At 64.5% G+C, this 14530-nt stretch carries 14 protein-coding genes; 4 read left to right on the forward strand and 10 right to left on the reverse strand.

The genetic code is table 11. The annotated features are described in order from the left end of the window. The first annotated feature begins 24 nt into the window (after positions 1 to 24). A complete protein-coding gene (locus B2747_RS18775) occupies positions 25 to 363 on the forward strand; it encodes a YnfA family protein (protein WP_291164662.1) in 339 nt (112 codons plus the stop codon). An 82-nt stretch (positions 364 to 445) separates the two neighbouring features. Here B2747_RS18775 and B2747_RS18780 read toward each other — a convergent pair whose 3' ends face one another. From B2747_RS18780 to B2747_RS18825, 10 genes are all read right to left on the reverse strand, one after another. Next, the gene (locus tag B2747_RS18780; RefSeq protein ID WP_291164665.1) at positions 446 to 922 is read right to left on the reverse strand and encodes a methyltransferase family protein; all 477 of its coding nucleotides are present in this window, start codon (positions 920 to 922) and stop codon (positions 446 to 448) included. Between the two features lie 119 nt (positions 923 to 1041). Then, the gene (locus B2747_RS18785; protein ID WP_291164668.1) at positions 1042 to 1497 is read right to left on the reverse strand and encodes a metal-dependent transcriptional regulator; all 456 of its coding nucleotides are present in this window, start codon (positions 1495 to 1497) and stop codon (positions 1042 to 1044) included. Positions 1498 to 1535: 38 nt separating this feature from the next. Next, positions 1536 to 2795 (reverse strand): hypothetical protein, encoded by a 1260-nt coding sequence (locus B2747_RS18790; RefSeq protein ID WP_291164671.1) that lies wholly within the window; start codon positions 2793 to 2795, stop codon positions 1536 to 1538. After that, entirely contained in the window at positions 2786 to 3295 is a 510-nt protein-coding gene (locus B2747_RS18795) for a ubiquinol-cytochrome c reductase iron-sulfur subunit (protein ID WP_291164674.1), read from the reverse strand. Before B2747_RS18795 ends, B2747_RS18790 begins: the two co-directional genes overlap by 10 nt. After that, the gene (locus B2747_RS18800; protein WP_291164677.1) at positions 3292 to 4563 is read right to left on the reverse strand and encodes a di-heme oxidoredictase family protein; all 1272 of its coding nucleotides are present in this window, start codon (positions 4561 to 4563) and stop codon (positions 3292 to 3294) included. Before B2747_RS18800 ends, B2747_RS18795 begins: the two co-directional genes overlap by 4 nt. 150 nt (positions 4564 to 4713) lie before the next feature. Continuing rightward, entirely contained in the window at positions 4714 to 4950 is a 237-nt protein-coding gene (locus B2747_RS18805; protein WP_291164680.1) for a hypothetical protein, read from the reverse strand. Then, on the reverse strand, positions 4950 to 5348 hold the full coding sequence (locus B2747_RS18810) for a hypothetical protein (protein ID WP_291164683.1): 399 nt from the start codon (positions 5346 to 5348) through the stop codon (positions 4950 to 4952). Before B2747_RS18810 ends, B2747_RS18805 begins: the two co-directional genes overlap by 1 nt. 59 nt (positions 5349 to 5407) lie before the next feature. Next, entirely contained in the window at positions 5408 to 6091 is a 684-nt protein-coding gene (locus B2747_RS18815) for a HupE/UreJ family protein (protein WP_343125930.1), read from the reverse strand. 71 nt (positions 6092 to 6162) lie between these two features. Beyond that, positions 6163 to 7392, reverse strand: a complete 1230-nt coding sequence (locus tag B2747_RS18820) for an efflux RND transporter periplasmic adaptor subunit (protein WP_291164689.1) — start codon at positions 7390 to 7392, stop codon at positions 6163 to 6165. Between the two features lie 11 nt (positions 7393 to 7403). Then, complete coding sequence (locus B2747_RS18825; RefSeq protein WP_291164692.1) at positions 7404 to 11804, reverse strand: CusA/CzcA family heavy metal efflux RND transporter; 4401 nt, start codon at positions 11802 to 11804, stop codon at positions 7404 to 7406. A gap of 229 nt (positions 11805 to 12033) precedes the next feature. Here B2747_RS18825 and B2747_RS18830 point away from each other — a divergent pair, with 229 nt between their 5' ends. The 3 genes from B2747_RS18830 to B2747_RS18840 all read left to right on the forward strand — a co-directional run. Continuing rightward, on the forward strand, positions 12034 to 12354 hold the full coding sequence (locus B2747_RS18830; protein WP_291164695.1) for a hypothetical protein: 321 nt from the start codon (positions 12034 to 12036) through the stop codon (positions 12352 to 12354). A gap of 767 nt (positions 12355 to 13121) precedes the next feature. Further along, positions 13122 to 14150: an IS21 family transposase gene (gene istA, locus B2747_RS18835; protein WP_291164698.1), complete on the forward strand. Its 1029-nt coding sequence runs from the start codon at positions 13122 to 13124 to the stop codon at positions 14148 to 14150. Continuing rightward, a partial coding sequence (locus B2747_RS18840; RefSeq protein WP_291164701.1) for an ATP-binding protein occupies positions 14150 to 14530 on the forward strand: 381 nt, incomplete at its 3' end. The genes istA and B2747_RS18840, both read left to right, overlap by 1 nt.

The raw sequence follows: 14530 nt of genomic DNA on the forward strand, positions 1-14530 counted from the left end.
TCTGTTCAGCCTTAGACTCCGGCCATGCGCATTCTTCAATCGCTCGTACTGTTTCTTGTAGCCGGCCTGATGGAGATTGGTGGTGGCTACCTGGTCTGGCTCTGGCTTCGGAACGACCGCAGTGTGTGGCTCGGCGCCCTTGGCGGACTGCTGCTCTTCCTGTACGGCGTGTTGCCGACGTTGCAACCAGCGGGCTTCGACTTCGGGCGGGTCTACGCGGCCTATGGCGGCGTGTTCGTCGTGATGTCCGTGCTGTGGGGATGGCGCGTCGACGGGATCAAACCAGATGCGGCCACCGTGGCGGGCGCCGCGATCTGTCTCATTGGCGTTGGTGTAATCATGTACTGGCCGCGCCCAGCATAGAGGATGGCGCCACCGCTCAATCATCGCGCCGCACCTCGACAACGTGTCAGTTGCGACAGCCGCGTGGAGCTACACCGAAACCTCAGACGACGTCGGTGCGAGTGGACCTGCGGCCACCCACCCAACGGTTCACCGTCCGAGCGTAGGACTCAAACGGGGCACCAAATCGCGCCCGCAGGGCCATCTCCTCCGCCGGGATCTGCACGCGATCTAAGTAGGCGGTCAGCACTCCTGGCCCGAGCAGCGCGAGAGGCGAACCCAAAGCCACCGCCGCGCCGGCCGCAATGGTCACGAAACCCACGTACATCGGATTGCGAGTCCAACGGTAGACCCCCTCGGCGACGAGTGTCGTGGCGCGCTCCGGGTAGCGCGGATCGACGGTCGTGCGCTGTCGGCGGAACGCTGCGACGCCCGAGGCGGCCACGGCCAGGCCGCCAGCGGCAAAGAGACCGCCGAGCAGTCGGAGCGCGCCCGATGGACGAGCGAAGGGATCGGCAACGGCAGCCGCGGCGCTCAACGCCATGGCGCCGAAAAGCATGAGGATCGGGGGAATTCGCATTGCAGTGAGATGGGAGTTCCGGGAGCGATTGCGCGCGGGCTTGCACGGCGCGAACTGATGCCATTTGGTGGGCGCGCCATCGACAGACGAAGAAGATGCGGCGCTGGTCTCGGCCACCATCAGCGTTCAGGCGTGAGCGTCGAACCCTGGGGTTGTGCGAGCGCCACTGTCCGCGCCGGTACTGAAGTACCAGACGGATCACGATGTGCAGATCTCAGTGACGCCGCCATGCGGTCGATCACATCGTCCGAAGCTGCGTGTTCCAGTCGCTCTGCCTCGTCATCTGCATCCTCACGAGAAACGTTGAGTACCGCGCCGAGATAGCAGGAGAGAATGTTGTGTCGGCGGAGCGTGCGGAGAGCCACCCGTTGACCCTCCGCTGTCAACTGCACGCGGTGGTCTGATTGGCGGACTGCCAGTCCTGCTTCCGCCAATCGTCCAAGCATCCCGCTCACGCTTGCTCGCGCCAGGCCAAGATGCGGCGCCAGTTCGTGGATCGCGGCCGCGCCATCATGACCCGCGAATTTGTGGATCGCTTTGAGACAGTCCTCCGCTGCGGCGGAGAGCTCGTTCACCACCGGCACCGGACGAGGCATCGCGCTTCCCCAAGATGTCAGAAATATGTGGCGAATCCTACTTGGTAGCCGCCCATTCGCGTCGTTGGGTTGCCCAGCAAATCACGCGTCCAGTGTCGGCGGTAATTCGCCTTGAAGACCGTACCCGCGGTTGGGCGAAAGCTGAGTCCCGGCACGATGGCGGTCACCTCGTCGAAGATCCGTTGTCCCGTGGAGCTGAACGTGCCAACGTTGTAGTCGACATGCTCCAGTCGTAGCGCGGCACTGAGCGTCGCATTCTGCAGGCCCAGCACGCGCGTCCGCCACACCGGGACGACCACGTCGACGTGCCCGCCCCACTGCCGCGCACCAAACAGCTCCGCCAGATCGGCTGGTACGTCGACTCGCGTGACCGCAAACTCACCACGGATGCTGATCGCCCGCAGCACGGTGTTGAAGTCGACGGCGGTGATCGAGAGCCGGCGCTGCGCATCGAGCGTCTCACCTTCGGATTTGAATGTGTTGTACACCGCGCCATAGTGGGAGACGCCGATCTCGCCAAGCCGCCGCTGTTGCAGTGCGACACGTCCGGAGAGTGCGGGAGAGCCGTTGTTGTCCCCGGCAAACTGTAGGTCGCGCTTGCCGGCTGACAGCAGTGTTCGGCCGGCGTCATTGAGGATCACGCCGTCGCCAAGCCCGTTCGTCAGATACGCGTCGTAGGTGAGCGTCATGCCGCGCGCGCGCCCACCCACCAGAACACGGCCGTTCGCGCCGAAGCCGACTTCCGACAACGTCGACGGAATGATCTCCGTGGACACGAGTGGCCGGTCGATGAATTCCCAACGCGGACTGTCGTGGTTGAGATTGAACGCGCCAATCGGCGGCAGCAGGACGCCGGCACGCAGGACCAACGCGGGGTCGATCTGAAAATCGAGTTGCGCGGTCTCGATGGCGATCTCCTCTGTTCCGTGCTCGAACTCCAGCTCCGAGAGGAACCGCAGGCGTCGACCCACTGGCGCAAACAGAAAGATGTTGAATCGACGGAGCTCCATCGAGAACCCCTCCCCGACGCCATCCTCGACGAAGTAGTTCGTGTTCGCCTCGGCGTAGCCACCGATGCTGGTGCGACCGACCGACGTGATGAACGGTCGGTTGTACACTGCACCTTGAACCAGCACAGTGTCCGGCGGTGCTTGACGCGGTGGCGCTGGCGGCTGAATACGCGCGGAATCGGCGCGGACTGAATCGACCTGCGCCTGTGCGCTCGTGGCGAAACCAAGTGTGGCGACGAAGAGTGCGATCAGATGGTTCACGCGCATCGGTTCTCCTCAGCGGGCGGAAGCTGGATGTAGATGTTCACGGCATCCACGCTGACCTGATATCTCACGAGCGGCTGCTCGGTGGGGCCCTGCAGCACGGCACCCGCGAACGTGTATTCGCTGCCGTGGCAGGGGCAGGACAACCGGTCGGCGGTCGGCTCGACCTGACATCCCCGATGCATGCAGCGAGTCGAGACGGCCGAGAAGTGTTCCGAGCCGCCGGTCACCGCATCACTTCGCAAATACAGAGGCAGTTCCGTTCCGGGAATCTCAACGAGTACGCCGCTACCGCCAGACAGCTCCGACCGCGGTACCGTGAGACGATCTCCAACGCGTGTGGTCGGCACGTAGCGCGTGCGGGCCGCGCGCGCCGCGCCACACGCGCTGAGCATGACCGGGAGGGCGCCGCACAGCGCGACGGCAATGACGCCATCAGACAGCTGCTCCACCTGATGGAGAAACTGTCGCCGGTTCAGGTTGTTGCGTGCATTGTCGCTCATAGTGACCTCAGGTACGCGAGTAGACGTTCCTGATCAGCGGGAGACAATCGGTCGAACGCCGCTCGACTTCTTGACCCCTCGCCGCCATGAAACCGGATTGCTTCACGAAGGGTTTTCGCTCGGCCGTCATGCAGCAGAAAAGAGGTGCCGCCCTGCGCGCGCTCAGCGAGTCCGATGCCCCAGAGCGGTGCGGTCCGCCATTCCGCCGGCAGGGCGTCGCCCTCCGTGTAGCCATCGTCCAGCTCGGGCCCCATGTCGTGGAGGAGCAAGTCGGTGTACGGGTGAAACTCAACCCGGCTCAACGCGGCGATATCGGATTGGCCCGTTCGGAGTGTGGCCACGTGGCAGCCGACGCATCCGACTCCAGCGAACAGTTGCCCTCCCGCCACAACGTCGGGATTGTCGGCGCGCCGACGCGGCGGCGGCCGCAGCGTGCGCAAATAGAAGACGACGCTATTCAGCACGCCTGACGTTACTTCGGGATCAGCCACGTTGTCGCCGGCGAACGCGCCGACCTGCCGATTAAACACGTCCTTGGGAACGAAGTCAGTCGTGAGCCCCATGTCCTCCGAGTACGCGAATGCCGTTTGATGCAGCAGATTGATCGTGCGTGCCTTCTTGCCAAACCGGCCGATATACTGGCCGTTCAGGGCGAGATGACGTGTCGCAGGACCTGTGCGCACCAGCGTTTCCACCGACACGATGTCGGCAATGAAATCCGATGAATCGACAAAGCTGACGCGTCCGGAAATACCATCGCCGTTCGCGTCGTTCGGATCGGCGATGGCGAGAATCGTGGCATCGTCGACGGACTCGAGGAGCCCAAGACCACTGACGGCAGGCGGGTTGAATCTGGCCACGGCCGTCACGCCCGCCGGTAGCACCTCGGCCAGGTAATTCAGTATGGCGCGGTTCTGAAGCTGCGGCCCACCATGCGCGAGCATGGGATCGAATGCGCCATCTACGGTGCGGCCGAAACGGGTGATGTCGAACAGAGGATGTCCTTTGCCGTCGCCGACGTGGCAGGCCTCGCACGACTGCGCGATGAACAGCGGGCCAAGCCCGTCCGCCAGGGCAAACCGCCGCGCGAACTCGAGATCACCACGGACAAACGCAGCGCGTTGCTGGGGCGACAAGCCATCGATGGGGCCTTCAAGCGCCTCATCGCCCGCTGGAAGCGGAGGAAGCAGTGGTTCGCCGCAGCTGGTCACGGTGGTGGCGAACACAACGACGACGAAGGCCTTCGACCAGCCGAGAGAGAGGCGCACGAAGTTCCTCGACGAGGTAAGAGATGGACGCGCCGCGCGCAGGAGATCGCATCGCAGACTTTCGATTAACAACACTTCTAAATTAGTCTTGCCTAATTTTAATGCAAGGCGCAGCCAGACGCTCCTCCGACTCGCTCGACGGTGTTGCCTCTAGCGTGCCGTCGCCGAGTCGGCTGCCCTCAAAGTCGCAAGTGAATCCGCGCGCGCGTCCTCCTCGGCCTCCTTCGCCAACTCCACCTTGAGGCGACCCATCTGCGTGAGTCCGATGCGGCGGCCGATCCCGGTCGGATCCACCCCGTACTCGGCCGGCAGCACGACCGTCACCGTGAGCACCACGGCGACGGCCACTGCGACCAGCGATACCCGGCCCAGCGAATCGGTCGGCATCACATCTTCTTCAATTCGGAGAACTGCCCCGACGCCTTGACCGTGACGGTCACCGGCTTCTCTCCGTTGTTGCGCCACGACCAGCCGTGCACGCCGTCGAACACCGCCTCAATGCTGCCTTTCTCGGCGGCCGATGACCCGCGCTGATACGTGTGCGCCTTGACGCTCGGATCGTTCGGAACTTCAGCGTGCAGATTGTAGCCCACCTCGCCGCCGTTGGTCTTCCAATCGTACTCGGCCTTCTGACCCTTCTTCATCACCAGCTTCACTTCGATCCGCTTCGTAGGTTCGATCGTCACCGTCATGGAATCGCGACGCGTCTGGACGACCTGTGTTGCAGGAGGCGTGGCCGCCGACAGCGACGGTGAGGAGGACACGATAAGCGCGGCGGTGAGCACCGTCGCAATGGAGAGCGTACGAACGCGAGCGGAGCGGGAAATACGAATCATGGTCGGGGTCAGGTGCGAGTGGTGAAATAACCCGTGAGCTGGTAGCCCACGAGCAGGAGTCCTGCGGACAACAACACCATGTTGGCGGCGAATCCGCCTCGCTCAAAGGAAGGCGAGCGACGCCAGTAGCTCATGGCGATCAGCACGCCCGTCAGCGCGAGCAACTGTCCCGTCTCGACGCCCACATTGAACGCGAGCAGATTCGCCAGCAACCCTTTGGGGTCCATGTCGAAGTCGAGCAACTTGGTGGCCAATCCGAATCCGTGGAACAGTCCGAACACGAACGTCGCGGCGCGAGCGTTCGGCTGCACGCCGAACCACCGCGGAAACGCGCCCACATTGTCGAGCGCCTTATACACGACCGAGAACCCGATGATGGCATCGATCAGGTATGGGCTGACACTCACCTTCATCAGCACGCCGAGAATGAGCGTGCTGGAATGGCCGACGGCGAAGAGCGTCACATACGTCGCGATATCCTTGAGCCGATACAGGTAGAAGATGACGCCGCACAGAAACAGCAGATGGTCGTAGCCGGTGACCATGTGCTTGGCGCCGAGATACAGGAACGGGACGATCCGCACACCGAACGTTTCCTGGATATATCCCTTATCACCGGCCGACACGCCGTGGGCGAAGGCTGGTCCAGCCGTCAGGACCACCAGCAGCAGAGCCGGAACAAGGTGCGCGATGAGGAATCGCGTGGCACGCCAGCGAGTGACATGCGATCGCGTCGAGGTCGCGGTGTCGTCCTCGAAGCGCCTCACTCGCCCTCCCGTGCGTTGCGAATCGCGGCCAGAATCGCGATAGCGTTGCCCACGACTACGCGTGCACTCGTGGCATCGAATCCGTCGGCGAGCTCAATGCCGACAAAACCGCCCTGCTCTGCCCGACGACGCACGCGTTCGAGGCGGAACGCGTGTTCCGTAGCGGACGTCCCGGTTTCGATGATGATGTAGTCGTTTCCCTCGAACTGCACGACCGCCGTGGCGGGCACCGCAAGCATCTCCTCCCCGCCGGCTTCCAGCCCCGCCTTCACGTACATGCCGGGGCGGAGGCCGCGGGCGCTCCGGGCGTCCAGATGTCCGTGCACGGGAAAGACGCGATCCTCACCGGTGGCCTGTCCCACGAGAAACACTCGAGCCGTCCGGTCCATCGTCGGCTCATCGGCCGTACCGAAGCGCACGGTCTGGCCAACGCGCACGCGATCGAGGTCGCGCGCGTAGACGTTGAGCGCGAGATGGAGGTCTGTGGTGCCGATGATCTCGAAGAGGACATCGGTTGGCGCGACATGCTGTCCGATACTGACGTTGCTGCGCTTGATGTAGCCGCCAATGGGGGCGTACAGATTCGCGGCGGGAGCAATGCGGCCGCTGTCGACCGCGCTGCGTGGGATGCCCGCCTGCCGCATCTTCTGTTCGAGGCCCGCAATGCGCGCTTGCATGATGGCCCGCTCCGACGCCACCTGCTGGAAGGTCTTGGCCGCATTCACGTTGTCGCGACGCAATTGCTCCTGACGCGCATAGTCCTGCTCGAGAAAGAGCATGCGCCCTTTGCTCTCCAGATAGTCCTGCTGTAGCTGCGTGAACTCAGGACTCTCGAGCGTCGCAAGCAGCTGGCCTTTGCGGACCGGCATTCCGGGAAGCAGGCCGGCCGTTCGGACATATCCACCGAGCGGCGCAGATACGACCGCCATGCCGCTTGGCTCGACGTCGATGAGTCCATTCAGGCTGATGACGGCGCTGAGCTTGCGCCGCTCGAGCTTGCCGAGCGTGATGGCGGCCAGTCGATACTGCTGGTCGGTGAAGGTCGCTGTGGCAGCGGGCGCCGCTGAATCAGCGCGGGCGGCAGTTGCTGGCGCCGAGGAATCGCTGGTGGCCGCCTTCCCGCCGCCACAGGCGGAAAGAGCGAGCAACAGCAAGGCGGCACCGCGCGGACGATGCGACGGCGGAACGGATGCGGAAGCGGCGACCGCGCGCGAAATGCTGGGCATGGGATCGATCCTCAGTGAATGCCGAGACGAGCGGCGATCTCGATGACGGTACTGTTGAAGCGATAGATGGCGTCGAGTGACTCGAGCTGAATGTCACTGGCCAGCGTGAGGTTCTGGAGATGCTCCACATACGAGATGTCGCCCGCCCGGAAGGCCACATCAGAGTTGCCGATGATGAGCGTCGCCTGAGGCAGCGCCTGCTGCTCGAAGTACCGCAGCGACTGCTGAAGCTTGTCGCGCTCCTGAAGCAGTCGTTTCACCTCGCTGCGTGCCTGCAGCGTTGCCCACTCCAGTTGCGTTTGCGCGATATCCTCAGCGATCCGTGCCGCCGATACGCGCGCCCGCGTCGCACCGGTCACCAGCGGGATACCGATGCCCAGCGAGTAGTACGGCACGCGTTTGCTGGCGCCATCCGTTGGGGGCGTCCCCAGCGTAGATGATCCGCCGCGGAAGGTGACGGCACTGTACCCCAGCAGGAGATCCGGCAGGAGCCGTTGCCGTTCGACACTGGTCGCACGGTTGCTCACGCGCACCTCCTGCTCCAGGCGTGCGAGTTCCGGATTGCCGCTCAGGCGAGCGGTGTCGATCGTGGCCGGCAGCGCGGCCGGTACGAGCCTGAGATCGGCGAGGCGGATCGAGTCGGTCGTCCGCAGCAGTTGCTGCAGTTGCGAGAGCGCGATCGCGCCATCCGCTCGATTCTGCTCCAGGGTATTCCGCACGCGTAGCGCCCGCGTGGCGGAGGCGACACTCTCGAGCCGGGTGCCCTCGCCCGCTTCGAGGCGCGCGCGGCTCGCACGGTCGACTTCGCGGAAGACGCTGTCCTGACTGGTGAGCACGAGCTGCCGGGCCTCGATGTACTGCAGTTGCAGATACGCCCGACGCACCTGCGTCGTGACGGTATTGCGCGCGATGACCACGGCGGACTCGCTGCTCCGCACCTGCTCACGCGCCAGCCTCGCCTGCGCACCGTACAGGGTGGGGAAATCGACGCGCTGCGAGACCCCGAACAGCGCATCGTTGACGCCGGGCGTATTGAACTGTCCGTGCGTGTAGTTCAGCTCCGTTCGTGGGAGCGAGACGGCGCCCTTCGCCAGCGCGCGCTGCACGTTGACGCCAGACTGCGCGACGCGCACGTCACCGTTGCGTGTGAGTGCCTCGTCGATCGCCTGCTGCAGCGTGAGTGTGCGCACCGGAGCGCTCTGCGCGCGCAGTGCCCATGTTGGTACCACGAGCAGGGCGAGCACGGCGGCGATTACCCCGCCGCCCGCCACGACCGGCGTGCGCGGACCACGTGGCGGTCGATCGCCGCTGAAGAAGGAGTAGAGCACGGGCAGCACGATCAGTGTCAGGGCCGTGGCGGAGATCAGTCCGCCGATGACCACCGTGGCGAGTGGTCGCTGGACCTCCGCCCCCGACGAATTCGAGAGCGCCATTGGCAGAAAGCCCAGTGAGGCGACGAGCGCGGTCATCAGCACCGGTCGCAAGCGTACTTCGGTGCCCCGCACAATGCGCTCGTGGATGTCGGCGACCCCTTCGCGGCGCAGCCGATTGAACTCCGCGATGAGCACGATGCCGTTGAGTACCGCGACGCCGAAGAGGGCGACGAACCCGACGCCCGCAGAGATACTGAAGGGCATGCCACGCACGAGCAACGCGAGCACGCCGCCGATGGCTGATAGCGGGATCGCGGTGAAGATGAGGAGGCTCTGCCCTATGGAACCGAACGTGAAGAAGAGCAGCACCAAGATGAGAAAGAGTGCGACCGGCACCGCAATCGACAATCGCGCGTTGGCCTCCTCGAGGTTCTTGAATTGCCCTCCGTAGCTCTCGTAGTACCCGGCGGGGAACGTGATCTGCTCGCGGATCGTGCGCTGGATGTCGCCCACGATGCTCTTCACGTCGCGACTGCGCACGTTGAACCCGACGGTGATCCGCCGTTTGGCATTGTCGCGTTGGATCTGTACGGGTCCGGGCTCGTACGAGATCGTTGCCAGTTCTCGGAGGGGCAGCTGCTGCCCAGACGGGGTGCCGATATTGAGCTGCTCCACGTCGGTGATATCGGCGCGTCGTGCACTATCCAGGCGAACGACTAGATCGAAGCGGCGCTCGTTCTCGTAGACCTTCCCCGCCGACACCCCGGCGAACCCGGTCTCGATCGCCCGATTGACGGCAGCCACGCTCACTCCGTATCGCGCGATCTTGTCGCGATCGAGCGCAATCTTGATCTGCGGCAGCCCGGTAATCTGCTCGACGTACAGGTCTTCGACCCCGTCGATGCCGCCAATCTTCCTGCCCACTTCGCGCGCCAGATCCGAGAGCACGTTGAGATCCTCGCCGTAGAGCTTGATGACGACGTCCTGCTTGGCGCCCGTCAGCAGCTCGTTGAAACGCATCTGAATGGGCTGCTGGAAGCTGAACGTCGCATTCGGAATGACGGAGAGCGCACTCTGCATACGCTCCACCAGTTCTTCTCGGGTCTCGCCGCTCGTCCATTCCTTGCGCGGTTTGAGGATGACCATCATGTCACCCGCCTCGATCGGCATCGGATCGGTCGGGATTTCGCCCGAGCCGATCTTGTTGACGACCTGCGTGACCTCGGGGAAGTTGCTCCGAATGATCGTCTGCGCCTTCTGCGACACGTCGATCATCTGCTGAATGGAGCTCCCCACCGGTACGCGTGTCTCGACCGCAAAGTCGCCTTCATCGAGCTGCGGAATGAACTCGCTGCCCATGCGCGTAAACAGCACGAGCGCCACGACGAACAGCGCGACCGCACCGCCCACCACGGGTAGGCGATGCCGAAGCGCGGCTTCGATCGACGGGCGATAGAGCCGCTGAAATACGCCCATCATGCGATCGGAAAAGTTCGGGACGTGGGACGTCTTCTTGCTGAGCACCAACGCCGACATCATCGGCACGTACGTCAGCGACAGCAGGAATGCCCCCAGGATCGCGAACGACACCGTCTGCGCCATGGGCCGGAACATCTTGCCTTCGACGCCGATGAGCGCCAGCAACGGGAGGTACACGATCAGGATGATCATCTCGCCGAATGCCGCCGACGTGCGGATGCGCCGGGTGGACTCGTACACTTCGTCATCCATCTGTCCGGCCGTCAGCTGCGATCGTGTCTCGCCATCCCCCAGGTGAGACATGCGATGGAGTATCGCCTCGACGATGATGACGGCGCCATCCACGATCAGTCCGAAGTCGATCGCGCCGAGACTCATCAGATTGCCGGAGACGCCGAACAGGTTCATCAGCGACACGGCGAACAGCATCGAGAGCGGAATCACCGAGGCCACGACCAGTCCGCCCCGCCAATTGCCCAGGAACAGCACGAGGACGAACACCACGATCAGCGCCCCCTCGGCGAGGTTCGTGGTCACCGTGCCGATGGCGTTGTCGACGAGCTTCTTCCGATCGAGGAAGGCACCGATGACGACCCCTTCCGGCAGCGTCGTCTTGATCTGTTCGATCCGGTCTTTCACCGCCGTGATCACCTGCGAGGAGTTGGCGCCCTTCAGCATCATGACGATGCCGGTCACGACCTCACCCTCGCCGTTCCGGGTCGCGGCGCCGTAGCGCACGCCGTGGCCAAGTCGTACGGTCGCGACGTCGCGAATGAGCAGCGGCGTCCCGTTCGCCGGCGACGTGACGACAATGCGGGCGATGTCGTCGATCGTCTTGACGAAGCCCTCACTGCGGATGAAGTACGCGCTCGCATTCCGGTCGATGTAGGCGCCGCCGGTGTTCTGGTTGTTGTCCTGCAGCGCGGTGAAGATGTCGGCGATCGTGACGCCAAGACTGCGCATCTTGTCGGGGTCGACCGCGATCTCGTACTGCTTGACCACGCCCCCGAAGCCGCTGACCTCGGCCACCCCCGGCGTGCCGAGCAGCTGCCGCTTGATGATCCAATCCTGAATCGTGCGCAGATCGGTGGGCGAGTACTTCGCTTCGTAGCCCTTCGCGGCGTGAATCTCGTACTGGTAGATCTCGCCCAGTCCGGTCGTGACTGGCGCCATCTCCGGCGTACCGATCGACTCGGGAATGTCCTTGGACGCGACCGCGAGTCGCTCGGCCACCTGCTGTCGGGCCCAGTACAGGTCCACCTCTTCGCCGAAGACGATCGTGACGATCGAGAGGCCGAAGCGAGAGAAGGAGCGCATGTCCTGGATGCCGGGAATGCTGACCATCCCCTGCTCGACCGGGAACGTGACGAGCTGCTCCACCTCCTGTGCCGCGAGCCGCGGGGCCTGCGTGATCACCATGACCTGATTGTCGGTGATATCAGGCACCGCATCGATCGGCAGGCGGGTCAGCGAGTACGATCCCCAGCCGATGAGCGCGAGCGTCATCAGGCCGATGATCAGCTTGCGCCGGATGGAAAAATGAATGACGGCGTCTAGCATGACGCCTGCGCGCGCAGCGCCGCGCCGCGACCGTAGAGTCGGGGCCGCGTGTGGACCTTGGGCAATGTCACGGATGTGCCAACGGTGAGGTCGGGCGGACGGGCGCTCAGAGGAGGCCGATCAACAGCCGACGCGTTTCACGAACGAGAACGCCACAAACCGCCGCGCGAGAAGCGCGTCGGTTCGGTCAGACCGTCGGTGGTGCCCGCAGCTGTGGCGGCGGACCGGTGTGCGGGTCCCCTCGCGGACGCGCGACATCCTCGCAGGCGGCGTCGCAGCGCTCCGTATCGAAACGCACGGCCGGCAGCTCGGCGAGCCGTGCGGGAGCTGGCAGAGCGGCGGCTATTCGCGGAGGAAGGCCGTCGTCGGTCTCGATATCGTCGTGCTCACCGTGGTGGTCAGTCGACTCCACGCTGGCATGCGATGCGGCGTCGTGGTGCGCGTCTGCGGTGGCCTCGAGCTGCTCGTGCGCAGCGCGATCCGCCGCTTGGCGCTGGTGCGCGACGCCGTGCGCGATCGCCCCGCCCGGCGCCCAGAGGACGCCCAGTAGGAGGAACCACCAGGGAAGCCGGGTCGACCGGCGGCGCGCGCGCATCCTGCAATAAGGGGGGCTGCGGATGTGGTCGTCAAGGGAACGCGGGTTCCAGACCGCTGACCAAGGGCGTCGCGCACGCAACACCTCGTGGAGAGTGGGCGATTTCCCGACAGCGCGGCGAAAATTCGGCCGTAGGTTGAAGAGTGTATCCTTTCGCTCACGTGCCTCGCCCATGAATCTCGCCGTAAGACAGCTTCTAGGCAGTCTGAGCGTTCTCGTCACGCTCATCGGGTCGCTCGGGGCCGCGCGCCCCTGCGGAGCAGGGTCAGCAGCGGGCGTGAATGACGAAGCCACGACGGCCATGGCCATGGCGCATGGGCATTCCTCGTCGGCGAACAGCATGCCGATGGACCGTGCCGTTGGGGAAGCCGCGAAGAGCGAGAGAGAGAGAGAGAGAGAGAGCGGAGCTATCGGACCGACTGAACAGTCGACACCGACCCAGCACGTCCCCTCACAGGCGTGCCCTGGGTCGAGCCACTGCACGACGTGCGCTCCCATTCCCCGAGCGGTACAGGTGTTGAGCGTCGCCGTGGTCATGACGCCGCCGCCTCAAGCGCGCGTGTTCACGCCGCGCGATCTGTCCCACGAGCCCCCTGTCAGTACCGATTGAAGATTGCACAGAAGTGCCGACCGAAATTGCACACTCGGGACGCCTCCTGAGCGTCTGACGGAAGACGCTCCCCTGTCGGATCTTGGCCTTCTGCCCTTGAGGGAGGAGGCCGGTGTACAGTCGGGATACCCTAGTGTTACTCAAGCACTTACTGGAGTCCGGGCAGCCGAAAGCGGCCATTGCTCGGGAGTTGGGAATCAGTCGCCGCCTCGTGTATCACCTCATCGAGACCGGCCAGTTGGAGCGCGATGTGTCGGCCGAGTCGCCGCGGACGCGCGTGGCACTTCCGGCCAAGCTGGAGCCGTTCAAGCCGCTGATCCAAGAGCGGCTGACCGCGTTTCCGGCGCTGTCATCGGTGCGACTGCTCGCGGAGTGTCGCGCGGCCGGCTACACCGGGGGCTACTCGCAATTGACCGAGCATGTGCGGCGCGTGCGACCGCGGCCTGCACCAGAGCCAGTGGTGCGCTTCGAGACGCCCGCCGGCCTGCAAGCGCAGTTCGACTTCGCCGAGTTTCGCTTTCCGTGGGGCAAGCGCTACGCGGTCCTGACGGTGCTCGGCTACTCGCGCTTCTTGCACGTCGACTGGGTGCCGCGGCAGACGGCACTCACGGTGATGCAGTCCCTCGAGCGCGCCTTTGCGGCCTTTGGCGGCGTGCCGCAGGAGCTGCTCTTCGACCAGATGAAATCCGTGATCGTCGAGGATCATCGCGGCACCGGCGGACGACTCCTCGAGAATGCCGAGTTCGCACGCTTTGCCGCGCACTGGGCGTTTCGCATCCGCGCGTGCCGTCCGTATCGCGCGAAGACGAAAGGAAAGGTCGAGCGACCCGTGCACTATCTGCGCGACAATTTCGTCTACGGCCGCAACTTTCTTGGTGATGGCGATCTGGCCGCGCAGACGGCCCTGTGGCTCGACACCGTGGCGAATGTCCGCGTGCATGGCACGACGCGCGAACTGCCCGTGGTGCGCCTCGAGCGCGACGAGCGGACCGCGCTGCAGCCCCTCGCCGCGCGGCCGTATCGCTCGCTCGTGCTCGAGCCGACGCCGGTCACGCGGAGCACGACCGTGGTGGCCAGTCCGGTGGCGGTGGAGCGGCGGCGACTCACCGCCTATGCCGAGCTCGTCGCGGAGGCCGTCTGATGCCGCCGACCGCCCCCGCGTCGCTCCGCGACCGTCTGCGTACGCAGCTCGCGGATCTCAAAATGCCCGGCGCGCTCGAAGCGCTCGATGACATCCTGCGCCAAGTCGATGGTGGCCAGCTCGCTGCTGGTGAAGCGATCCATGCGGTGCTCCACTCGCAGATACGGCTCCGCAATCAGCGTCGCCTTCAAACGGCGATGCGGAGCGCCCGCTTGCCCGCCGTGAAGACGCTCAGCGACTTCGACTTCACCTTCCAGCCCACCATCAAACGCGAGCAGCTCGACAATCTGCACACGCTGAGTTTTCTCGACCGCAAAGAGAATGTGGTCTTTCTCGGGCCGCCTGGCGTCGGCAAGACGCACTGTAAGTATTCGGGAAGC

Source organism: Gemmatimonas sp. UBA7669 (genome assembly GCF_002483225.1).
Taxonomy (GTDB): domain Bacteria; phylum Gemmatimonadota; class Gemmatimonadetes; order Gemmatimonadales; family Gemmatimonadaceae; genus Gemmatimonas.